The sequence below is a fragment of the Salmonella sp. SG203 genome, from assembly GCF_013350575.1.
GTDB lineage: Bacteria > Pseudomonadota > Gammaproteobacteria > Enterobacterales > Enterobacteriaceae > Salmonella > Salmonella enterica.
In genome coordinates this window covers 154,832-176,159 of the sequence record NZ_SNMT01000007.1, presented here as the reverse complement: position 1 = coordinate 176,159, position 21,328 = coordinate 154,832, and the positions used below count along the sequence as shown (strand labels likewise).

General features: G+C 54.5%; 16 protein-coding genes. 12 read left to right on the top strand and 4 right to left on the bottom strand.

Annotated elements, in window-relative coordinates; genetic code table 11:
* Positions 1-98 precede the first annotated feature (98 nt).
* Positions 99-2,651, top strand: coding sequence for a peptidoglycan glycosyltransferase/peptidoglycan DD-transpeptidase MrcA (gene mrcA / locus HV477_RS12820; protein WP_000673819.1), 2,553 nt, complete (start codon positions 99-101; stop codon positions 2,649-2,651).
* A 95-nt stretch (positions 2,652-2,746) separates the two neighbouring features.
* Here mrcA and nudE read toward each other — a convergent pair whose 3' ends face one another.
* Complete coding sequence (gene nudE / locus HV477_RS12815) at positions 2,747-3,310, bottom strand: ADP compounds hydrolase NudE (RefSeq protein ID WP_000045725.1); 564 nt, start codon at positions 3,308-3,310, stop codon at positions 2,747-2,749.
* 322 nt (positions 3,311-3,632) lie between these two features.
* On the opposite strand from nudE, the gene igaA reads away from it, so the two are divergent.
* The 4 genes from igaA (at position 3,633) to hslO (ending at position 7,813) form a co-directional block, all read left to right on the top strand.
* A complete protein-coding gene (gene igaA, locus HV477_RS12810; RefSeq protein ID WP_079898856.1) occupies positions 3,633-5,765 on the top strand; it encodes an intracellular growth attenuator protein IgaA in 2,133 nt (710 codons plus the stop codon).
* A 64-nt stretch (positions 5,766-5,829) separates the two neighbouring features.
* The gene (gene yrfG / locus HV477_RS12805; protein ID WP_001520508.1) at positions 5,830-6,498 is read left to right on the top strand and encodes a GMP/IMP nucleotidase; all 669 of its coding nucleotides are present in this window, start codon (positions 5,830-5,832) and stop codon (positions 6,496-6,498) included.
* Positions 6,499-6,508: 10 nt separating this feature from the next.
* Positions 6,509-6,910, top strand: coding sequence for a ribosome-associated heat shock protein Hsp15 (hslR, locus tag HV477_RS12800; RefSeq protein ID WP_000660721.1), 402 nt, complete (start codon positions 6,509-6,511; stop codon positions 6,908-6,910).
* A gap of 24 nt (positions 6,911-6,934) precedes the next feature.
* Positions 6,935-7,813: an Hsp33 family molecular chaperone HslO gene (gene hslO / locus HV477_RS12795; protein WP_001135571.1), complete on the top strand. Its 879-nt coding sequence runs from the start codon at positions 6,935-6,937 to the stop codon at positions 7,811-7,813.
* A 110-nt stretch (positions 7,814-7,923) separates the two neighbouring features.
* Here hslO and HV477_RS12790 read toward each other — a convergent pair whose 3' ends face one another.
* On the bottom strand, positions 7,924-9,633 hold the full coding sequence (locus tag HV477_RS12790; protein WP_079898857.1) for a DUF4153 domain-containing protein: 1,710 nt from the start codon (positions 9,631-9,633) through the stop codon (positions 7,924-7,926).
* Positions 9,634-10,012: 379 nt separating this feature from the next.
* On the opposite strand from HV477_RS12790, the gene pckA reads away from it, so the two are divergent.
* Positions 10,013-11,632: a phosphoenolpyruvate carboxykinase (ATP) gene (pckA, locus tag HV477_RS12785; protein WP_001265689.1), complete on the top strand. Its 1,620-nt coding sequence runs from the start codon at positions 10,013-10,015 to the stop codon at positions 11,630-11,632.
* A gap of 74 nt (positions 11,633-11,706) precedes the next feature.
* Here pckA and envZ read toward each other — a convergent pair whose 3' ends face one another.
* Entirely contained in the window at positions 11,707-13,059 is a 1,353-nt protein-coding gene (gene envZ / locus HV477_RS12780) for a two-component system sensor histidine kinase EnvZ (protein ID WP_001253818.1), read from the bottom strand.
* A complete protein-coding gene (ompR, locus tag HV477_RS12775; protein ID WP_001157751.1) occupies positions 13,056-13,775 on the bottom strand; it encodes a two-component system response regulator OmpR in 720 nt (239 codons plus the stop codon). Before ompR ends, envZ begins: the two co-directional genes overlap by 4 nt.
* 225 nt (positions 13,776-14,000) lie before the next feature.
* Between ompR and greB the strand changes: the two genes are divergently transcribed.
* From greB to HV477_RS12745, 6 genes are all read left to right on the top strand, one after another.
* A complete protein-coding gene (gene greB, locus HV477_RS12770; protein ID WP_000856695.1) occupies positions 14,001-14,474 on the top strand; it encodes a transcription elongation factor GreB in 474 nt (157 codons plus the stop codon).
* Between the two features lie 98 nt (positions 14,475-14,572).
* The gene (locus HV477_RS12765; protein WP_079898858.1) at positions 14,573-16,903 is read left to right on the top strand and encodes a Tex family protein; all 2,331 of its coding nucleotides are present in this window, start codon (positions 14,573-14,575) and stop codon (positions 16,901-16,903) included.
* A gap of 436 nt (positions 16,904-17,339) precedes the next feature.
* On the top strand, positions 17,340-17,567 hold the full coding sequence (gene feoA / locus HV477_RS12760) for a ferrous iron transporter A (RefSeq protein ID WP_001160955.1): 228 nt from the start codon (positions 17,340-17,342) through the stop codon (positions 17,565-17,567).
* Between the two features lie 18 nt (positions 17,568-17,585).
* Positions 17,586-19,904: a Fe(2+) transporter permease subunit FeoB gene (gene feoB, locus HV477_RS12755; RefSeq protein WP_079898859.1), complete on the top strand. Its 2,319-nt coding sequence runs from the start codon at positions 17,586-17,588 to the stop codon at positions 19,902-19,904.
* A gap of 12 nt (positions 19,905-19,916) precedes the next feature.
* Positions 19,917-20,153 (top strand): [Fe-S]-dependent transcriptional repressor FeoC, encoded by a 237-nt coding sequence (gene feoC / locus HV477_RS12750; protein WP_000157589.1) that lies wholly within the window; start codon positions 19,917-19,919, stop codon positions 20,151-20,153.
* A gap of 245 nt (positions 20,154-20,398) precedes the next feature.
* The gene (locus tag HV477_RS12745; protein WP_000235959.1) at positions 20,399-21,313 is read left to right on the top strand and encodes an Rpn family recombination-promoting nuclease/putative transposase; all 915 of its coding nucleotides are present in this window, start codon (positions 20,399-20,401) and stop codon (positions 21,311-21,313) included.
* Positions 21,314-21,328 lie beyond the last annotated feature (15 nt).

The window sequence follows — 21,328 nt, the reverse complement described above, 5'->3', positions numbered from 1 at the left end:
CGTCGCGTTAACGGGTATATCAATGCGTCTGGCTTGCCTTTATACTACCGCGCGTTTGTTTATAAACTGCCCAAATGACACTAAATGGGAAATCTCCAGTGAAGTTCGTAAAGTATTTATTGATCCTTGCAGTATGTTGCATCCTGCTGGGAGCAGGCTCGATTTATGGCCTTTATCGCTATATTGAGCCACAGCTACCTGACGTCGCGACATTGAAAGATGTGCGTTTGCAAATTCCGATGCAGGTTTACAGCGCGGATGGCGAACTTATCGCGCAATATGGCGAAAAACGTCGTATTCCCGTTACGCTCGATCAAATTCCGCCGGAAATGATCAACGCCTTTATCGCCACCGAAGATAGCCGCTTTTATGAGCATCACGGCATTGACCCGGTAGGTATTTTCCGTGCGGCCAGCGTCGCGCTCTTCTCCGGTCACGCATCGCAGGGAGCAAGTACCATTACCCAGCAACTGGCGCGAAACTTCTTCCTTAGCCCCGAACGCACGCTGATGCGCAAGATCAAGGAAGCGTTTCTGGCGATTCGTATTGAGCAGTTGCTGAATAAAAATGAGATCCTCGAACTCTATCTGAACAAGATCTATCTCGGCTACCGCGCCTATGGCGTTGGCGCGGCGGCACAGGTCTACTTTGGTAAGACGGTTGACCAGCTTAGTCTAAGCGAAATGGCGGTTATCGCCGGGCTACCTAAAGCGCCTTCTACCTTTAACCCGCTCTATTCGATGGATCGGGCGGTGGCGCGCCGTAACGTAGTGCTTTCGCGAATGTTAAGCGAGGGATATATCACTCAGGCGCAGTACGATCAGGCACGTAGCGAACCTATCGACGCAAATTATCACGCGCCGGAAATCGCCTTCTCCGCGCCTTATCTGTCGGAAATGGTGCGCCAGGAAATGTATAACCGTTATGGCGAAAGCGCCTACGAAGATGGTTATCGTATTTACACGACCATCACCCGCAAAGTGCAGCAGGCCGCGCAACAGGCGGTGCGTAATAACGTGCTGGACTATGACATGCGCCACGGTTATCGCGGCCCGGCGAATGTGCTATGGAAAGTGGGCGAAACGGCGTGGGACAGTAAAAAAATTACCGATACGTTGAAAGCGTTGCCGACCTACGGACCGCTGCTTCCCGCCGTGGTCACCAGCGCTAATCCGCAAGAGGCGACCGCTGCGCTTGCCGACGGTACGTCCGTTTCGCTACATATGGAAGGAATGCGTTGGGCGCGGCCTTACCGCTCGGATACACAGCAGGGGCCGACGCCGCGTAAAGTTACCGATGTCGTCCAGACAGGTCAGCAAATCTGGGTTCGTCAGGTGGATAACGACTGGTGGCTGGCGCAGGTACCGGAAGTGAACTCCGCGCTGGTTTCGCTTAACCCGCAAACTGGCGCGGTACTGGCGCTGGTCGGCGGTTTCGATTTTAATCAGAGTAAATTTAACCGCGCGACGCAAGCTTTGCGTCAGGTGGGGTCGAACATCAAACCGTTCCTCTACACCGCCGCAATGGATAAAGGGCTGACGCTCGCCAGTATGCTCAACGATGTGCCGATTTCCCGCTGGGACGCCGGGGCAGGTTCAGACTGGCGTCCGAAAAACTCCCCGCCGCAGTACGCCGGACCGATTCGTTTACGCCAGGGGCTGGGGCAGTCGAAAAACGTGGTGATGGTACGCGCCATGCGCGCCATGGGCGTCGACTATGCGGCGGAGTATCTGCAACGCTTCGGCTTCCCGGCGCAGAATATCGTGCATACCGAATCGCTGGCGCTGGGCTCCGCCTCCTTCACGCCGATGCAGGTTGCGCGCGGTTATGCGGTGATGGCGAACGGCGGTTTCCTGATCGACCCGTATTTCATCAGCAAGATTGAGAACGATCAGGGCGGCGTGATCTTCGAAGCGAAACCGAAAATCGCCTGCCCGGAGTGCGATATCCCGGTCATTTACGGCAATACGCAGAAATCCGACGTGCTGGAAAACACCAATGTGGAAGAGGTCGCGGTTTCGCAAGAGCAGCAAAACAGCGCCGTACCGATGCCTGAGCTGGAACAGGCAAACCAGGCGCTGGTCGCGCAAAACGGCACGCAGGAGTACGCGCCGCATGTGATCAATACGCCGCTGGCGTTTCTGATTAAAAGCGCGCTGAACACCAATATCTTCGGCGAACCCGGCTGGATGGGTACCGGCTGGCGTGCGGCGCGTGACCTTAAACGTCGCGATATCGGCGGCAAAACCGGTACAACCAACAGCTCGAAAGACGCATGGTTCTCCGGCTATGGCCCTGGCGTCGTCACTTCCGTATGGATCGGCTTTGACGATCACCGCCGTGATTTAGGCCGCACCACCGCTTCCGGCGCGATCAAAGATCAAATCTCCGGCTATGAGGGCGGCGCGAAGAGCGCGCAACCTGCATGGGACGCCTATATGAAAGCCGTGCTGGAAGGCGTGCCGGAACAGCCGCTAACGCCGCCGCCGGGCATCGTCACGGTGAATATCGACCGCAGTACCGGACAACTGGCGAGCGGCGGTAACAGCCGTGAAGAGTATTTCATCGAAGGCACGCAGCCGACACAACAGGCGGTACACGAGGTGGGAACCACCATTATTGATAATGGTGAAACACACGAACTGTTCTGATCAAAAAAGGCGCTCCGGCGCCTTTTTTATTGTGTTTAGCGGATGACGGCGAACGGGGAGACAAACTTTCCGTTGGCTTGATCAACGCCGCGCCATCAGGCAATTCGGCCCTGCGCTTTCAACCACTCGCGTACCAGAAACAGCGCGCTGACGTTGCGGGCCTCGTTAAAATCGGGGTCTTCCAGCAGATCCATTAAATGCGCCAGCGGCCAGCGTACCTGCGGCAATGGCTCAGGCTCGTCGCCTTCCAGCGACTCCGGATAGAGATCTTCCGCCACCACGATATTCATTTTGCTGGAAAAATAAGAGGGCGCCATGCTGAGTTTTTTTAAGAAGGTCAGGTTATGCGCGCCAAACCCGACCTCTTCTTTGAGCTCCCGGTTCGCCGCTTCAAAAACGGTCTCGCCCGGGTCGATCAATCCTTTCGAGAAGCCCAGCTCATAGGATTCGGTTCCCACCGCATACTCACGAATAAGAATCAGATGCTCATCAACGATCGGCACAATCATTACCGCCTCACGGGTTGATGGTCGCATACGTTCATACACGCGACGCACGCCGTTGCTGAACTCCAGATCCACGCTTTCTACGTTAAACAGTCGGGATTGTGCGACGGTTTCCACTTTCAGAATGGTGGGTTTTTGTAATGATTTGCTCATTGTGAGAATCTTTGCAGTGTAATCTGTGGTCATTGTGCGACATACCGCACGGTTTCGGCAATGCGAATTGCCGTTTATTTACATTTATGTAACGTAATAAAAATTAATTCTTATTTCAAATTAAAAGTCAATAGGTTGAAATAACTCCAGGAATTTGCTGATATTCCGTTTTTGGTGGTATTGCTATGATTTGCCTTCACTGGGATGCGCTTTACAATGCTCAAGTTCAACTCCACGCTTGCCGATAGCCAACCACAGAAAAATGTTTATTGGACAGGGTGCGACTGACCACGCCTGACAGACTTAGTAAGATGGGGAAAGCATGAGCACCATTCTGATTTTTATAGCTGCTTTGCTGGCCTGCTCTCTACTGGCAATATGGCGGTTCCGGGTAAAGTCCAGACGAGGGAGTTTACCGTGGATCAGCGCCTTTCAGGACGCGCAAACGCGTAAACTGTTGCCCGAAGAGCGCAGCGCGGTAGAAAACTATCTCGATAACCTTAGCCAGATCCAGCAAGTTCCGGGGCCGACAGGCGCCAGTGCTGCGCCCATCTCGCTGACGCTGAACGCGGAAAGCAACAGTGTCGTGATACTGACCCACTCCATCACCCGCTACGGCATTACCACTGACGATCCTAATAAATGGCGCTACTACCTCGACTCCGTCGAAGTCCATCTGCCGCCTTTCTGGGAACAGTACATCAATGATGAAAACAACGTTGAGCTGATCCTCACGGATACGCTGCCGCTGGTGATCTCTTTAAACGGCCATACGCTGCAAGAGTATATGCAGGAGTCGCGCGGCTACGCGCTACAGAATACCGCCTCTACGCAGGCGTCGATTCGCGGCGAAGAGAGCGAGCAGATTGAGCTGTTGAATATCCGTCAGGAGACCCACGAAGAATATGCGCTCAGCCGCCCGGCTGGCTTGCGCGAAGCGTTGTTAATCGTCGCCTCCTTTTTGTTATTCTTTTTCTGCCTGATAACGCCAGACGTTTTTGTACCGTGGATGATAGGCGGCGCGATCCTGCTGCTGGCAGCCGGACTTTGGGGGCTTTTTGCGCCGCCGTCGAAAAGCGCGCTGCGGGAAATTCACTGTCTGCGGGGAACGCCCCGCCGCTGGGGACTGTTTGGGGAGAATAATCAGGAGCAGATTAACAATATTTCGCTGGGCATCATCGACCTTATTTACCCTGCCCACTGGCAACCCTACATTACGCAAGATCTTGGGCAACAAACGGATATTGATATTTACCTTGATCGCCATGTCGCGCGCCAGGGCCGGTTTTTATCCCTGCATGATGAAGTGAAAAACTTCCCGTTGCAGCACTGGTTACGCAGCACTGTTATTGCTATCGGTTCGCTGCTGGTGTTGTTTATGCTGCTGTTCTGGATCCCGCTGGATATGCCAATCAAGTTCACGCTATCGTGGATGAAAGGCGCGCAAACCATTGAAGCGACAACGGTAAAACAGCTTGAAAAGGCTGGCGTACGGGTGGGCGATACGCTGCACCTGAGCGGTAAAGGAATGTGTAATATTCATTCCGGCGCGACCTGGAGCGGCCAGTCTAACTCACCGTTTATGCCGTTCGATTGCTCGCAAATCATCTGGAATGACGCGCCTGCGCTACCGCTGCCGGAATCAGACCTGGTGAATAAAGCGATGGCGCTAAGCCAGGCGGTAAATCGTCAGCTCCATCCAAAACCCGAAGACGACTCGCGTGTAAGCGCATCTTTACGCTCCGCGATCCAAAAATCGGGCATGGTATTATTAGATGACTTTGGCGATATTGTTCTGAAAACCGCTGATTTGTGCGCGGCGGAAGACGAGTGCGTGCGCCTGAAAAATGCGCTGGTTAATCTCGGTAACAGTAAGGACTGGAACGCGCTGGTGAAACGCGCGAACGCCGGCAAACTGGACGGCGTCAACGTGCTGCTACGCCCCGTAAGCGCAGAGTCGCTGGAAAATCTGGTCACGACCTCAACGGCGCCGTTTATTTCTCGCGAGACCGCGCGTGCCGCCCAGTCGCTGAATAGCCCCGCTCCCGGCGGATTCCTGATCGCCAGCGATGAAGGCAGCGAACTGGTTGATCAGGCCTGGCCGTCAACGCCGCTGTATGACTATCCCGCGCAGGAACAGTGGAGCGCCTTCCAGCGTCTGGCGCAAACGCTCATGCAGACGCCATTTAGCGCCGAGGGCATTGTCACCAGCGTGTATACCGATGCCAACGGCACGCAGCATATCAGCCTGCATCGTATCCCCGATAAATCCGGCTGGTGGCGTTACCTCGGTACCACGCTGCTGATGTTGGCAATGATAGTGAGCGTGGTCTACAACGGCATTCAGGCGTTCAGACGTTATCAACGCCACCGTACCCGTATGGCGGACATCCAGGAATACTATGAAAGCTGCCTCAATCCCAGGTTAACCGTCTCTCCGGAAAATCTCATCTGATAGCGCCGCCGTGCGACAGGGTATGCTACCCTGTCGCGCAAATTGCGTTACCCTGGAGTTCCCCATGCATATTGATATTGACTGGCAAAACGTGGATACCGTTTTGCTGGATATGGACGGCACGCTGCTCGATCTCGCGTTCGATAACTATTTCTGGCAAAAGCTGGTACCGGAAACCTACGGCGCGCAGCAGGGTATTTCGCCGCAGGACGCGCAGGAATATATTCGCCAGCAGTATCATGCCGTACAGCATACGCTAAACTGGTACTGTCTGGATTACTGGAGCGAGCGTCTGGGTCTGGATATTTGCGCCATGACGACGGCGCAAGGGCCGCGCGCCGTTTTGCGCGACGATACCGTACCGTTTCTGAATGCGTTAAAAGCCAGCGGAAAACGTCGGATTCTGCTCACCAATGCGCATCCACATAACCTGGCGGTGAAGCTGGAGCATACCGGTCTGGCCTCACACCTTGATTTATTACTTTCCACCCACACATTTGGTTATCCCAAAGAGGATCAGCGGTTATGGCGCGCTGTCACTGAGGAAACGGGAATAAGCGCAGAGAAAACGCTGTTTATCGATGACAGCGAACCGATTCTCGACGCCGCCGCCCGGTTTGGTATTCGCTACTGTCTTGGCGTGACGAATCCCGATTCCGGCCTGGCGGAAAAGCACTATACGCGCCATCCGTCCCTGAACGACTACCGCCGTCTGATCCCCTCGCTGATGTGAAGGAGACGCCATGAAAGAAAAGTCCTCCGTTGAGGTCAGACTGGATAAATGGCTGTGGGCCGCGCGTTTTTATAAAACCCGCGCGCTGGCCCGCGAGATGATTGAAGGCGGTAAGGTGCATTACAACGGCCAGCGCAGTAAGCCGAGCAAAATCGTCGAGCTGAACGCAACCCTTACCCTGCGTCAGGGAAATGACGAACGGACGGTGATCGTTAAAGCCATCACCGAACAGCGCCGTCCGGCCAGCGAAGCCGTCGCTCTGTATGAAGAGACGGCGGAAAGCGTGGAAAAACGCGAAAAAATGGCGCAGGCGCGCAAGCTTAACGCCCTGACCATGCCGCATCCGGACAGGCGACCGGACAAGAAAGAGCGCCGCGACCTGTTACGATTTAAACACGGCGACAGCGAATAACTGTCACCCGCAAGAGAGATGATTATGCCGCAACATGACCAATTACATCGTTATCTGTTTGAAAACTTTGCCGTTCGCGGCGAGCTGGTGACCGTTTCGGAAACCTTGCAACAGATCCTCGACAATCATACCTACCCGCAGCCGGTGAAAACCGTACTGGCCGAACTGCTGGTCGCCACTAGCCTGCTGACCGCAACGCTGAAGTTTGCCGGTGACATTACGGTACAGCTCCAGGGCGACGGGCCGTTAAGCCTGGCGGTGATCAATGGCAATAATCAGCAGCAGATGCGCGGCGTGGCTCGCGTTCAGGGCGATATCCCTGACAATGCGGATCTCAAAACGCTGGTTGGCAACGGCTATCTGGTGATCACCATTACGCCGGAAGAGGGTGAACGCTATCAGGGCGTGGTGGGTCTGGAAGGCGATACTCTGGCGGCGTGCCTGGAAGATTACTTCCTGCGCTCCGAGCAGTTGCCGACGCGCCTGTTTATCCGTACCGGCGATGTCGACGGTAAACCGGCGGCAGGTGGAATGTTGCTCCAGGTGATGCCGGCACAGAACGCGCAGGCGGAGGATTTCGACCATCTGGCTATGTTGACGGAAACCATTAAAAGCGAAGAGCTGCTGACGTTACCGGCAAATGACGTGCTGTGGCGTTTGTATCACGAAGAAGAAGTCACGCTCTACGATCCGCAAGATGTTGAATTCAAATGCACCTGTTCACGCGAACGTTGCGCGGGCGCGCTGAAAACATTGCCGGATGAAGAAGTGGACAGCATTCTGGCGGAAGAAGGCGAAATCGATATGCACTGCGATTACTGCGGCAATCATTACCTGTTCAATGCGATGGATATCGCGGAGATCCGTAACAACGCCTCTCCTGCCGATCCACAGGTTCACTAATCGCCTCGTAGTCAGCAACGTCATTGCCTGATGGCGCTGCGCTTATCTGGCCTACAGCATCCCGCTCCGTAGGCTGGATAAGGCATTTATGCCGCCATCCGGCAAAAAGCTTACTCGTTGTAGTAATCCACATCCAACCGCTGACCATCAACAATGATATCGCGCCAGGCTTTGGGAGCTGAGTCTAACCGATGCCCGGCAATCGCGTGCAACAGTTGCGTCTTAGAAAACCCGTCCGGCAGTCGGGCGAACGCTTTCTGCGTCCATTTCCCCTCTTTTAAGCCGTAGACCTGGCTCTCGGCAACAATAAAGTTATACAGCACCTGCTCAGGCTGACCGTCGCCGTTAAGATCCTGACTCACCAGCACGCAGGCATCCGGTTCAAGGCAGGAATCGTCCGAATAACTCTGCTCTTTGACAAACGCCCAAAATGCGGCATCCGGCTTCTGGCTACCGGGCGCAATCATCACCACCCGCGCTAAATCGTCCGCCGTCGGAGAGACCTTATTTCTCTGCAAAAACGTCATCAGTTCACGATTGCGCTTTCTGTTCTGCGTAAACGCCTCGTCATCCCGCAACGATTTCAGCGCTTCCTGGCCAGGTTTGCCGCTGTGATCCAGCATATACAGGCTGATCTGATCCGCAGTAATTTTACCGCTATGGTAACGCGCCATATGGCTGTTGACGCTAATACGCCAGACATCAAGTACAGGCGAGGCCAGCAACAGCAATATCACCAGCGTCAACAAAGAGACGCTCAGTATCACCTTGCCTTGCCACTCACCAGGGTCGCGTCCGCGGCGTAACAGACCGATCAGATAACCGAAGGACCATATCAGCAAGACAGACACCGTCAGCGCGCCATACAAACGATCCGGCGTCCAGCCGTATTGCTGAATGCGTACCCATAGCGCCCAGCCCGCCAGCAGCATATATATCGGGGCAACGCACAGCGAGGCGCTAATCAAACCGCGTAATACGCGCGGATAGGGTAATACGCGCTTTTGCGGTTCGTTGACAATCGCCACGAGGAGCAGCAGCATCAGCGTCAGCGTGGATAGCAGCCCCGCAGCGGAAACACGCGCAGAAATCGCCTCCAGTCCGGTAAAGGGTAACGTCACAATAAACAGCAATGCCAGCAGCGACACCACTGGCAGTAAACCCGTCGCGATCAGCGCCAGCAGCTTTTGCACCGCCGCCACAAGGCGCGACTGCGTGCGGGCGAGAATGACCGCCAGCGCCGTAATCAAGCCGATGGTCACATAAATAAAGGTTTCAGTTTCAAAGAAAAGGGTGCTGAAAAAGCGGATGCCCACCAGCCTGAATAGCGCGCTCCAGAGCAGGAGAACCAGCCAGAACAGTCCGTTGGCGACCAGGACGATAAACAATGTCAGTACGTTATGCCATAACCGCAGATAAAACTGGGGATAACGCGCCGAACCGGTTTGCGAATGTAACTGATATTGCATCCAGGGTAAGACCAGCATCGCCATCAACACAAGCCGGAGACCATACAGCCAGAGGAGCTCGGCCAGGCGCCATTTCTCCACCGCCTCAACCTGCCATTTCAGCCAGCCGCTCATTGCCAGCACGACCACAAAGATCAGCCCCAGCCAGCCCCACAGCGCGCGCTGTTTAAAAGAGACCACGGTAAGCAATAGCATTGACGACAACGCTATCGTCGCAGGCATACCATAGAACAGCCAGTCGCTATTTTGTGGTACCAGCCAGGCCATCAGCAGGTAGCACAAGACGCCCTGCAGCAAACCGGTGAGCAACATACCCCAGCGAGTAGTACGTGAAAGCGCTACACTTTCCATGTCGTTATCCAGAATGATGAGAAAGTCGCATTATTGCATCATCTGTTCACCGCCAGACGTCGTCATGCATAATTCAGAAAAAAACGCAGAGAGGTGAATCGATATTGTTAATGTTGGTGTTACGTAACTTTCTTACATGAATGCGATTACAGTCACATTATGTCGGTCAAAAACACTTCCTTTTAACGTTTTCAGAACATTTTCCACAACAAAAGTAGGTTTCCTGCCATAATAACCGCCGCTGCGTGACAGGAGTCACAGTGTTTTTCGTCAATCGTGATTTTGTCCAGATACGTAAATCTATGAGCCTTGTCGCGGTTAACCAACCTCAAAAAACCTTACTATTTTCGGTAATATATATTGGCTAAGGAGCAGTGATATGCGCGTTAACAATTTAACCCCGCAAGATCTCAAGGCTTATGGTATCAACGACGTCCAGGATATCGTTTACAATCCCAGCTACGACACCCTTTATCAGGAAGAACTTAATCCTGGTCTGGAAGGCTATGAGCGTGGCGTGTTAACTAACCTGGGCGCTGTTGCCGTTGATACCGGTATTTTTACCGGTCGTTCGCCTAAGGATAAGTATATTGTTCGCGACGACACCACGCGTGATACGCTGTGGTGGTCCGATAAGGGTAAAGGTAAAAACGATAATAAGCCGCTTTCCCAGGAAACCTGGCAACACCTGAAAGGTCTGGTGACGCATCAGCTTTCCGGTAAACGCTTATTCATTGTTGATGCGTTCTGCGGCGCAAATGCCGATACGCGTCTTTCCGTGCGCTTTATTACGGAAGTCGCCTGGCAGGCCCACTTCGTTAAAAATATGTTCATTCGCCCAACGGACGAAGAGCTGGTAGGCTTCAAACCTGACTTTATTGTCATGAACGGCGCGAAGTGCACCAACCCGCAGTGGAAAGAGCAAGGGCTGAACTCGGAAAACTTCGTGGCGTTCAACCTGACTGAACGTATTCAGCTTATTGGCGGCACCTGGTACGGCGGCGAAATGAAAAAAGGGATGTTCTCGGTAATGAACTATCTGCTGCCGCTCAAAGGTATCGCCTCAATGCACTGTTCCGCCAACGTGGGTGAAAAAGGCGATGTCGCGGTCTTCTTCGGCCTTTCCGGTACCGGAAAAACCACTCTCTCCACCGACCCGAAACGTCGTCTGATTGGCGATGATGAGCACGGTTGGGATGACGACGGCGTGTTCAACTTTGAAGGCGGCTGCTACGCCAAAACCATCAAACTGTCGAAAGAAGCGGAGCCAGAAATTTATCATGCGATTCGCCGTGATGCGTTGCTGGAAAACGTCACCGTGCGCGAAGACGGCACCGTTGATTTCGACGATGGTTCCAAAACCGAAAACACCCGCGTCTCTTACCCGATCTATCATATCGATAACATCGTTAAGCCCGTATCCAAAGCAGGTCACGCCACCAAGGTTATCTTCCTGACGGCGGACGCCTTCGGCGTGTTGCCGCCGGTTTCCCGTTTAACCGCTAACCAGACGCAGTACCACTTCCTGTCAGGTTTCACCGCTAAACTGGCCGGCACCGAACGCGGCGTCACCGAACCGACCCCCACCTTCTCCGCCTGCTTCGGCGCCGCGTTCCTGACGCTGCACCCGACGCAGTATGCTGAGGTGCTGGTGAAACGTATGCAGGCAGCAGGCGCGCAGGCTTATCTGGTTAACACCGGCTGGAATGGCACCGGCAAACGTATCTCCATCAAAGATACGCGCGCAATTATCGACGCCATTCTGAACGGTTCTCTTGATAACGCGGAAACCTTCCGTCTGCCGCTGTTCGATCTGGCGATCCCGACTGAACTGCCAGGCGTGGATACCCACATTCTCGACCCGCGTAACACCTACGCGTCGCCGGAACAATGGCAGGAAAAAGCCACCGCGCTGGCGAAACTGTTCATTGAGAACTTCGAGAAGTATACGGATACCCCGGCAGGCGAAGCGCTGGTTAGCGCCGGACCGAAGCTGTAAGGAACAGGCCGGATGGCGGCTTTGAACGGCGTCATCCGGCGTTGAGAAGAAAGGGAGGGTAATACCTCCCTTTCTTATGCCTCTTTTGTCGTCCCCTGGACGCGAGCCACAGGAACCGGTAGCCAGGCGCGAATTGACAATCCGCCACGCTCGCTGGTGCCAATCTCCAGCATCCCGTTATGGTTATCGATAATGCGCTGCACAATCGCCAGCCCCAGCCCTGTGCCGCTGGTGCTACGGGCGCTGTCGCCACGCACAAAAGGCTGGAACAGATGTTTACGCTGCTCCGGCTTAATGCCCGGCCCGTCATCTTCTACCTGAAACCAGGCGCGATGCGACTCGGTGCCGCTGCTGACCTTAATCCAGCCGTTGCCATAGCGGGCAGCATTGACCACCATATTCGCCACCGCGCGCTTAATCGAGAGCGGGTGCATTTTCACCTGGATGCTGCCTGCCTGAAGCGCAGTGTTAATCTCACGCTCATAGCCGCTTTCCGCCGCAATCACCTCGCCCAGCACGGAATTGAGATCCGCCATCTCCATTGGCATTTCCTGACCGGTACGCAGATAGTCAATAAACTGTTCGATAATGGCGTTACACTCTTCGATGTCTTTATTGATCGACTCCGCGAGATAACCGTCTTCCTCGCCCATCATCTCCGTCGCCAGACGAATACGGGTCAGCGGCGTGCGCAAGTCGTGGCTGACGCCCGCCATCAATAGCGTACGGTCATCGGCCAATTGTTTCACGCCGGCTGCCATATGGTTAAACGCCCGGGTCACAGAGCGCACCTCAGAGGCGCCATATTCACGCAGCGGCGGCGGAATAATTCCCTTCCCTACCTGCAAAGCGGCATGTTCAAGATCCACTAACGGTCGGTTCTGTATACGAATAAACAGCCACGCGCCGCCTATCGCCAGGAGCATGATCGCCAGCGTGTAACGGAAAAGCGGAGAAAAATCGCCCTGATGAATCTCGGTCAGCGGCACGCGCACCCAGATATTGGGCGACAGCCAGGTTTTGAGCCACACGACGGGCGAGCTTTTGTTGACCTCAACGCGCACTTCCGTCGGGCCGCCTAATTGCTGCGCCATCTGGTGGCTTAAGAATTCGTAGTGTTGCGCCCAACGCAGCCCGGCCTCTTCGGCGGCTTCGTTGGTGTAGAGAGAGATCCCCAGCTCGCGATAGATTTCCCGGCGAAACGCAGGCGGCACGACTAACTGCGTGCCGTCCTCCAGTTGCAGCTTATCGGTCATCAGCATACGGACTTCGTAAGCCAGAACCTTATTAAACTGCTGGAGGCTCGGCAAAATCGCGAAGTTCAGCACCACCAGGTAGGTCGTCACCAGGCTGACGAACAGCAAGGTGACGATGAGCAACAGCGTGCGGGCAAATGAACTTCGCGGCGAGAAGCGCATTCGCCTCATGCTTTAGAACCGTCCGGTACGAAGACGTAGCCCAGGCCCCAGACGGTCTGAATATAACGCGGATGCGCCGGATCTTCTTCCACCATACGGCGCAGGCGGGAGATCTGGACGTCGATGGAGCGTTCCATCGCGGAATACTCGCGGCCACGGGCCAGATTCATCAGCTTGTCGCGAGAGAGCGGCTCGCGCGGATGGCTGACTAACGCTTTCAGTACCGCAAACTCCCCGCTGGTCAGCGGCATCGGTTCATCTTCACGGAACATCTCGCGCGTACCGAGGTTCAGTTTAAACTTACCGAACGCGATAACGGCCTCTTCCTGCGACGGCGCGCCGGGCAGTTCGTTTGCCTGACGACGTAGCACGGCGCGAATACGCGCCAACAGCTCGCGCGGGTTAAACGGTTTAGGAATGTAGTCATCGGCGCCGATTTCCAGCCCGACGATACGGTCAACTTCTTCACCCTTCGCCGTGACCATAATGATCGGCATTGGATTACTTTGACTACGCAGGCGACGACAAATCGACAGACCATCTTCACCTGGCAGCATTAAATCCAGTACCATGAGATGGAAAGATTCACGGGTCAGCAGACGATCCATCTGCTCGGCGTTAGCGACGCTTCGAACCTGGAAGCCCTGCTCGGTCAGATAACGTTCCAGTAGCGCCCGCAGACGCATATCGTCATCAACCACCAGAATCTTATAATTCTCTTGCATTGTCTGTACTCCCAAAGGTTCGCAACAAATGTAAGTGTGTATTCTTAAAAAAGCTCACGTGAGTCACCAGCAAATTCTGGTATGAATTTCAGGCTAAATTGTTACAAAGCATATTTAACAGCAGCTTAAATATACAATTAATCGGCAACCCCATTATTTATTCTGTCGGGACGATCACGTTATACCCCGTGTGCGCAATATCGACAGCAAAGGTAAATCAACGAGATGAAAACGCCCCTGATCACCCGCGAAGGGTACGAAACACTCAAACAAGAGCTCAATTATCTCTGGCGTGAAGAGCGCCCGGAGGTCACCAAAAAAGTGACCTGGGCTGCGAGTCTGGGCGACCGCAGCGAGAATGCCGACTATCAGTATAATAAAAAGCGCCTGCGTGAGATCGACAGACGCGTCAGATATCTGACCAAATGCATGGAAAATCTCAAAATCGTGGATTATTCCCCGCAGCAGGAGGGCAAAGTCTTCTTCGGCGCCTGGGTGGAAATCGAAAATGATGACGGCGATACGCTGAAGTTCCGCATTGTCGGCTACGATGAAATTTTCGGACGTAAGGATTACATCTCTATCGACTCGCCGATGGCGCGGGCGCTACTGAAAAAAGAAGTGGGCGATCTGGCGGTGGTCAACACCCCTGTCGGCGAAGCAAACTGGTACGTCAATGCGATCGAATACGTCAAATAAGACAAGAAGAATCCTAAGCCCCTGCTGATGGCTGGCATTTTTGCCAGCCAATCCGTATAACTATCCCCTGATTTTTATCCTGAAGACGAAGCTAACCCATGATGAATGATTCTTTCTGCCGCATTATTGCGGGTGAAATCCAGGCAAATGCCGGACAGGTTGAAGCTGCCGTTCGCCTGCTTGACGAAGGGAACACCGTGCCGTTTATCGCACGTTATCGTAAAGAAATCACCGGCGGTCTGGATGACACGCAGTTGCGTAACCTGGAAACGCGTCTGGGCTATCTGCGTGAGCTGGAAGACAGGCGTCAGGCCATCCTCAAGTCCATTTCCGAACAAGGCAAACTGACCGATGAGCTGGCTGGCGCCATCAACGCTACGTTAAGTAAGACCGAGCTCGAAGACCTCTACCTGCCCTATAAACCTAAACGCCGCACCCGTGGACAAATCGCCATTGAAGCCGGCCTTGAGCCGCTGGCCGATCTGCTCTGGAACGAGCCGTCCCACGATCCTGACGTGGAAGCGGCAAAGTACATTGATGGCGACAAAGGCGTGGCGGACACGAAAGCCGCGCTCGACGGCGCACGCTACATTCTGATGGAGCGCTTTGCCGAAGACGCCGCATTGCTGGCGAAAGTACGTGATTACCTGTGGAAGAACGCCCATCTGGTCGCCACAGTCGTGAGCGGCAAAGAGGAAGAAGGGGCAAAATTCCGCGACTATTTCGACCATCATGAGCCCATTGCTAACGTCCCGTCTCACCGTGCGCTGGCCATGTTCCGTGGTCGTAACGAAGGCATTCTGCAACTTTCGCTCAATGCCGACCCACAGTTTGATGAGCCGCCGAAAGAGAGCTACTGCGAGCAGATCATCATGGACCATCTCGGCCTGCGGCTGAATAACGCCCCGGCGGATAGCTGGCGCAAAGGCGTAGTGAGCTGGACGTGGCGTATCAAAGTTTTAATGCACCTCGAAACCGAACTGATGGGCACCGTGCGCGAACGTGCGGAAGACGAAGCGATTAACGTGTTTGCCCGTAACCTGCACGACCTGCTGATGGCAGCCCCCGCAGGCCTGCGCGCCACGATGGGCCTTGATCCTGGCCTGCGTACCGGCGTAAAAGTCGCTGTCGTTGACGGCACCGGCAAGCTGGTGGCGACGGATACCATTTATCCGCATACCGGTCAGGCGGCCAAAGCGGCTACCGTGATCGCCGCGTTGTGCGAAAAATACCACGTCGAACTGGTCGCGATTGGCAACGGTACGGCCTCGCGTGAAACCGAACGCTTCTATCTCGACGTACAGAAACAGTTCCCGAACGTGACGGCGCAGAAAGTGATCGTCAGCGAAGCGGGGGCGTCCGTGTATTCCGCTTCTGAGCTGGCGGCGCAGGAGTTTCCGGATCTCGACGTCTCCCTGCGCGGCGCGGTCTCTATCGCCCGTCGTCTGCAGGATCCGCTGGCGGAACTGGTGAAAATCGATCCGAAATCCATCGGCGTCGGCCAATATCAACACGATGTCAGCCAGACGCAGCTGGCGCGTAAGCTGGATGCGGTGGTCGAAGACTGCGTAAACGCCGTCGGCGTCGATTTGAATACCGCCTCCGTGCCGCTGCTGACCCGCGTCGCGGGCTTAACGCGCATGATGGCGCAAAACATCGTCGCCTGGCGCGATGAGAACGGTCAGTTCCAGAATCGCCAGCAACTGTTGAAGGTGAGCCGTCTGGGGCCGAAAGCGTTTGAGCAGTGCGCGGGCTTCCTGCGTATTAACCACGGCGATAACCCGCTGGATGCCTCCACCGTCCACCCGGAAGCCTATCCGGTTGTCGAACGCATTCTGGCGGCGACGCAGCAAGCGCTAAAAGATCTGATGGGCAACAGCAACGAATTGCGTCACCTCAAGGCCGCTGATTTTACCGACGATAAATTCGGCGTGCCGACCGTGAGCGATATCATCAAAGAGCTGGAAAAACCGGGCCGCGACCCGCGTCCTGAATTTAAAACCGCGCAATTCGCCGATGGCGTCGAAACCATGAACGACCTGCTGCCGGGGATGATTCTGGAAGGGGCGGTCACTAACGTCACCAATTTCGGCGCATTTGTCGATATCGGCGTTCATCAGGATGGCCTGGTCCACATCTCTTCCCTGTCGACTAAGTTCGTCGACGATCCACACACCGTGGTAAAAGCGGGCGACATCGTGAAGGTGAAAGTGCTGGAAGTGGATCTGCAACGTAAGCGTATTGCGCTGACGATGCGTCTGGACGAACAGCCCGGCGAAACCGCCGCTCGCCGCGGCGGCGCCGCCGATCGCGCGCAGGGCAACCGCCCGGCATCTAAAGCGGCGAAACCGCGCGGTCGTGACGCTCAGCCAGCCGGTAACAGCGCCATGATGGACGCGCTGGCAGCGGCAATGGGGAAAAAACGCTAATCGGGTAATACGCAGGCCGGGTTACTTCTTATCCGGCCTGCGATTTTGCAATACGTCCAACCCTTTCTTTTTTAATTAACAATTAAATCTTACCCATTAGAACCTGTTAATTAATTTTCTTCTGCTATCCGCACTATTAATTATCACTTTATTAACAGATGAAACCTTAATTAAACATTAAAAACGGTGAATATTTGCACATTAGGGGTATTTGCAAAAAGACAAATAAATGTTGAGCCATATCAACATCGGCGCAAATTATCGCTTATTTGTACATTCCGTCACATTTTAATCGTTGAAGATAGAAACCATTCTCATTATCATTGTGTTGTTGATTATTTACTCTTTCCTTCGTTGGCTAAACATCGGGTCTCCTGCCGCCCCCCTGAGCGCCGCATGAGGTATACATCCAGTTAGTAAGAAACAAGTAGGTCGTATGCAATTCACTCCTGACACTGCGTGGAAAATCACCGGCTTTGCGCGTGAAATCAGCCCGGCGTATCGTCAAAAACTGCTTTCGCTCGGCATGTTGCCCGGCTCTTCATTTAATGTCGTCCGCGTCGCGCCCTTAGGCGATCCGATCCATATCGAAACACGACGCGTGAGTCTGGTTTTGCGTAAAAAGGATTTGGCGTTAATAGAAGTGGAAGCGGTTTCCTGTTAATACAGTGAGTCTATAAAAATGAAAAAATTAACCATTGGTTTAATTGGTAATCCTAATTCCGGCAAGACCACCTTATTTAACCAACTCACCGGCGCGCGTCAGCGCGTGGGGAACTGGGCGGGCGTCACCGTCGAGCGTAAAGAGGGCCAGTTCGCGACAACTGACCACCAGGTCACGCTGGTAGATTTACCCGGCACCTATTCTCTGACGACCATCTCGTCACAAACCTCTCTCGACGAACAGATCGCCTGCCACTACATCCTGAGCGGCGACGCCGACCTGTTGATAAACGTTGTGGACGCCTCCAATCTGGAGCGCAACCTCTATTTGACGCTGCAACTGCTGGAGCTGGGTATCCCCTGTATTGTCGCGCTCAACATGCTGGATATCGCCGAAAAACAGCAGGTTCGTATTGATGTCGACGCTCTGTCCACGCGTCTGGGTTGCCCTGTCGTACCGCTGGTATCGACTCGCGGCCGCGGTATCGAGGCGCTGAAACTGGCCATTGACCGTCACAACGCTAACGACAACGTCGAACTGGTGCATTATGCCCAGCCGCTGCTGCGCGAAGCAGGTTTCCTGGCCGACGCGATGGCCCAGGAGATGCCTTTACAACAGCGCCGCTGGCTGGGTCTGCAAATGCTGGAGGGCGATATCTACAGCCGGGCTTACGCAGGCGAGGCGGCGCAAAACCTGGACACCTCCCTTGCCCGTCTGAAGGACGAAATGGACGACCCGGCGCTGCATATCGCCGACGCCCGTTATCAGTGTATCGCCGCTATTTGCGACGTGGTCAGCAATACCCTGACAGCCGAACCCAGCCGCTTCACCAGGGCGGTCGATAAAATTATCCTGAACCGCTTCCTCGGCTTACCGATTTTTTTGTTCGTGATGTACCTGATGTTCCTGCTCGCCATTAACATCGGCGGCGCGTTGCAACCCCTGTTTGATGCCGGTTCCGTCGCCATCTTTATTCATGGCATTCAATGGATTGGCTACACGTTGCACTTCCCGGATTGGTTAACCATCTTCCTGGCGCAAGGTCTTGGCGGCGGGATCAATACCGTCCTGCCGCTGGTGCCGCAAATCGGGATGATGTACCTGTTCCTCTCCTTCCTTGAAGACTCCGGTTATATGGCGCGCGCGGCCTTCGTCATGGATCGCCTGATGCAGGCGCTGGGACTACCGGGTAAATCCTTCGTGCCGCTGATTGTCGGCTTCGGCTGTAACGTGCCTTCCGTGATGGGCGCCCGCACGCTTGACGCTCCGCGCGAACGTCTGATGACCATCATGATGGCGCCGTTTATGTCCTGTGGCGCGCGCCTGGCGATTTTCGCCGTCTTTGCCGCCGCCTTCTTCGGGCAAAACGGCGCGCTGGCGGTCTTCTCGCTGTACGTGCTGGGTATTGTCATGGCGGTATTAACCGGCCTGATGCTGAAGCATACCATTATGCGCGGCGAAGCCTCTCCGTTTGTGATGGAGCTGCCGGTTTACCACGTACCGCATATCAAGAGCCTGATCATCCAGACCTGGCAACGCCTGAAAGGTTTTGTACTACGCGCCGGTAAAGTCATTATCATCGTGAGTATTTTCCTGAGCGCGTTTAACAGTTTCTCGCTGAGCGGCAAAATCGTCGATAACATTAATGACTCCGCCCTCGCCTCTGTAAGCCGGGTCATCACACCAGTCTTTAAACCGATCGGCGTCCATGAGGATAACTGGCAAGCGACCGTGGGTCTGTTTACGGGCGCCATGGCGAAAGAAGTTGTCGTCGGTACGCTGAACACGCTCTACACCGCCGAAAATATTCAGGACGAAGCGTTTAATCCTGCCGACTTCCACCTCGGCGATGAACTGCTGGGCGCGGTTGACGATACCTGGCAAAGCCTGAAAGACACCTTTAGCCTGAGCGTACTGGTTAACCCGATCGAAGCGAGTAAAGGTGACGGCGAAATGGCGACCGGCGCGATGGGCGTGATGGATCAAAAATTCGGCAGCGCCGCGGCGGCGTACAGTTACCTGATTTTCGTCCTGCTTTACGTACCGTGTATCTCGGTAATGGGCGCTATCGCCCGCGAGTCCAGCCGCGGCTGGATGGGCTTCTCCATCCTGTGGGGGCTGAATATCGCCTATTCGCTCGCCACGCTGTTCTACCAGGTTACCAGCTTCAGTCAGCACCCGACGTACAGCCTGATCTGTATTCTGGCAGTGATCGTCTTTAACGTTGTGGTGTTAAGCCTGTTGCGCCGCGCCCGCAGCCGTGTAGACATTGAACTGCTGGCAACCCGCAAAAACGTCAGTTCCTGTTGTTCGGGCACTGCGGGCAATTGTCACTAAGGGATGTAAAAAATGGCTTCATTGATACAGGTTCGTGATCTACTGGCGCTACGGGGGCGTATGGAGGCAACGCAAATCAGCCATACGCTGCACGCTCCGCAGCCCATGATCGACGCCATGCTGAATCAACTGGAGATCATGGGTAAAGCGGTACGTATCCCGGAAGAACCGGACGGCTGCCTTTCAGGCAGCTGTAAAAGTTGTCCGGAAGGTAAAGCCTGCCTGCGCGAATGGTGGGCCTTGCGTTAGCCTTCGCCGGGTAGCGACGTAACGCGTCTTATCCGGCCTTTATCCCGCCTTTATCCCGCGTTATGTTGCCCGGTACGCGTCACGCTGCCGGGCAATTTTGCGTCATGTCTTCCACAAAGATGAAAGCGTTACCGCCGTGCGCATTTGTCTCCCCATGCGCCTCGCAAGCGCACTAATCCTCTACTGCAATCAGCCCGGTCTGCGCGTAGTGTCACGCCATTGAACTTCACCGATGATGGATCGATATGGCGACCTCAACAACATCCACGCCGCATGACGCGGTATTCAAACAGTTTTTATGCCACCCCGATACTGCACGGGATTTTTTGGAAATTCATCTCCCGACGACATTACGTCAAATCTGTAATCTGAATACGTTACGGCTGGAGTCCGGTAGCTTTATTGAAGAGGATTTACGCCCCCATTATTCCGATATTCTTTGGTCGCTGGAAACAAGTGAAGGTGAAGGTTACATTTACGTGGTTATTGAACATCAGAGTACGCCGGACGCGCATATGGCATTTCGGCTGATGCGTTACGCAATGGCTGCAATGCAACGGCACCTGGAGGCCGGGCATAAGACGTTGCCGTTAGTGGTGCCAATGCTGTTTTATCACGGAAACCGCAGCCCGTATCCGTTCTCATTATGCTGGCTGGATGAATTTGCCGACCCGGTGATGGCGCGTAAGCTATACGCCACCGCCTTTCCTCTGGTCGATATTACGGTCGTGCCGGACGACGAGATTATGCGACACCGACGGGTCGCGCTGCTGGAACTCATACAAAAACACATCCGCCAGCGTGATCTGATGGGGCTTGTCGAACAGCTGGTCGCCCTGCTGGTTAAGGGATACGCTAATGACACCCAGCTTCAAAGTTTGTTTAATTACATGATGCACACTGGCGACGCCGCGCGCTTCAATACGTTTATCCGCCAGGTGGCTATGCGTATCCCACAGCATAAGGAGAAGATCATGACTATCGCAGAAAGATTACGTCAGGAAGGACATCGTAACGGGTTACAGCAAGGCAAGCAGGAAGGCCAACGGCTCGCCGCATTGCGCATTGCCCGCTCCATGCTAAACGATGGTTTCGATCGCGATACCGTGCTTAGGGTTACCGGGCTGGCGCCTGCCGATCTGGCGTCTGAAAGCCATTAACCTTGCAGAATGGTC

What these genes read in the sequence shown, in the direction of transcription:
- igaA (WP_079898856.1), top strand. Translation starts at nt 3,633, where the DNA reads ATGAGCACCATTCTGATTTTTATAGCTGCTTTGCTGGCCTGCTCTCTA.
- feoA (WP_001160955.1), top strand. Translation starts at nt 17,340, where the DNA reads ATGCAATTCACTCCTGACACTGCGTGGAAAATCACCGGCTTTGCGCGT.
- greB (WP_000856695.1), top strand. Translation starts at nt 14,001, where the DNA reads ATGAAAACGCCCCTGATCACCCGCGAAGGGTACGAAACACTCAAACAA.
- envZ (WP_001253818.1), bottom strand. Translation starts at nt 13,059, where the DNA reads ATGAGGCGAATGCGCTTCTCGCCGCGAAGTTCATTTGCCCGCACGCTG.
- HV477_RS12790 (WP_079898857.1), bottom strand. Translation starts at nt 9,633, where the DNA reads ATGGAAAGTGTAGCGCTTTCACGTACTACTCGCTGGGGTATGTTGCTC.
- yrfG (WP_001520508.1), top strand. Translation starts at nt 5,830, where the DNA reads ATGCATATTGATATTGACTGGCAAAACGTGGATACCGTTTTGCTGGAT.
- HV477_RS12745 (WP_000235959.1), top strand. Translation starts at nt 20,399, where the DNA reads ATGGCGACCTCAACAACATCCACGCCGCATGACGCGGTATTCAAACAG.
- pckA (WP_001265689.1), top strand. Translation starts at nt 10,013, where the DNA reads ATGCGCGTTAACAATTTAACCCCGCAAGATCTCAAGGCTTATGGTATC.
- nudE (WP_000045725.1), bottom strand. Translation starts at nt 3,310, where the DNA reads ATGAGCAAATCATTACAAAAACCCACCATTCTGAAAGTGGAAACCGTC.
- ompR (WP_001157751.1), bottom strand. Translation starts at nt 13,775, where the DNA reads ATGCAAGAGAATTATAAGATTCTGGTGGTTGATGACGATATGCGTCTG.
- hslR (WP_000660721.1), top strand. Translation starts at nt 6,509, where the DNA reads ATGAAAGAAAAGTCCTCCGTTGAGGTCAGACTGGATAAATGGCTGTGG.
- hslO (WP_001135571.1), top strand. Translation starts at nt 6,935, where the DNA reads ATGCCGCAACATGACCAATTACATCGTTATCTGTTTGAAAACTTTGCC.
- feoC (WP_000157589.1), top strand. Translation starts at nt 19,917, where the DNA reads ATGGCTTCATTGATACAGGTTCGTGATCTACTGGCGCTACGGGGGCGT.
- HV477_RS12765 (WP_079898858.1), top strand. Translation starts at nt 14,573, where the DNA reads ATGATGAATGATTCTTTCTGCCGCATTATTGCGGGTGAAATCCAGGCA.
- feoB (WP_079898859.1), top strand. Translation starts at nt 17,586, where the DNA reads ATGAAAAAATTAACCATTGGTTTAATTGGTAATCCTAATTCCGGCAAG.